We start from the raw sequence: 1,516 nt of genomic DNA, 5'->3' as shown, positions 1-1,516 counted from the left end.
GCTTCTTCGCTGTTTAAAATAATTTAACCCGTCAATACTAGATTCTACTAATAGAATCAGAGGGTGATAAATTATGATTATTAAAGTTCAAGATATTGATAATGTCTTTCATATTCCTGAGCCATGGTACATTGAAAGCTGTGCATTTGATGAAAAAAAGGAACAGTTAGATTGTTATATTTCTTTTCCTAAAGGAGCTACTTTTAGTTGTTCCAATTGTAATGAAGAACATCAGAAAGTTCATGATATTGCAGACTATAACCGTACATGGAGACATTTGAATTTTTTTGAATATCCTTGTTATATTCACGCTGAGTTACCCCGTACGGATTGCCAAAAGTGTGGTAAAATTCGTCGAGTTCACGTACCTTGGGCTATCAAGTTACGCTCAAACTTTACTTTATTATTTGATGCTTGGATTATTACAATGGCTAAGGATATGCCAATGAACGCAATTAGTCGTCTCGTTAAAGAACACGATACACAATTATGGCGTATTCTCCATTACTATGTGGACCAAGCTATTGCGGCTCAGGACTTATCGCATGTAACAATGATTAGTACCGATGAAACATCTGCTAAAAAAGGACATAACTACGTAACCATTTTTATGGATCCTCAAGAAAAAAACGTTATACATGTTACAAAGGGTAAGGATTCCAGCACATGGGAAGCGTGTAAAGAACATTTAGAATCCCATGGTGGAAGTGCTGATAAAGTAACGGAAGTTTGTATGGATATGTCACCAGCCTTTATTAAAGGAGCTACAGAACACTTCCCAAATGCGTCTATTACCTTTGATAAATTTCACGTGATTCAGACTGCAAATGAAGCAGTAGACCTAGTACGTCGAAATGAGCGTAAAAGTAGTATAGATTTAAAAAACACTCGCTATATGTGGTTAAAAAACGAAAAAAATCTAACCAAAAGACAAAAGGAAAATCTCGACCGGTTAAAAGACTCTGATTTGGAAACTGCCAAAGCCTATCGTATGCGTATTAGCCTTCAAGAAATATATAATTACCCTTCTGAAATCGGACCAATGGCACTGACAGATTGGATCCAATGGGGGAGACGTTGTCGACTAAAACCTATGGTAGACGTGGCAAAAATGCTTCATAAACATTATGACGGCGTGGTTCAATGGTTTAACACCAAGTTGACCAATGGACTGCTTGAAGGTACTAACAGCCTATTCCAAGCAGCAAAACGTAAAGCAAGAGGCTACCGTTCAGATAAGAACATTGTCGCCATGATTTATTTACTCGCTGGAAAACTGAATTTTTCATTGAAACAATAAAAAAGAATGAGTAACAGTATGGAGCCATGCTTCGCTCGCAACCGAACCCATTCCCTTGTCCATGAATTAGTTTACCCACTTATCTGGGGATTATTCATGTAACAGGTGGAGAATGTTGAGCGAGCAATTGAACTCATTCCCTTGTCCGGTTTTTGAATTTATTAAAATACTAGACTATGAATTTTTCTATAAAATCATCGTTAATGACGAAGAGCC

1 protein-coding gene is annotated in these 1,516 nt (G+C 37.0%); it reads left to right on the top strand.

Annotation, left to right across the window (positions count from 1 at the left end):
• Positions 1-73: 73 nt before the first annotated feature.
• Positions 74-1,300 carry an ISL3 family transposase gene (locus ACOI1D_RS21610; protein WP_422504257.1) on the top strand — a complete coding sequence of 409 codons (1,227 nt, stop codon included), beginning with the start codon at positions 74-76 and terminating at the stop codon, positions 1,298-1,300.
• Positions 1,301-1,516: the final 216 nt, after the last annotated feature.

Origin of the sequence: Virgibacillus sp. DJP39 (assembly GCF_049310925.1) — a bacterium.
GTDB lineage: Bacteria > Bacillota > Bacilli > Bacillales > Amphibacillaceae > Virgibacillus_F.
Note: the sequence above shows the minus strand (reverse complement) of the source record. Positions and strands in the feature narration are given on the sequence as shown.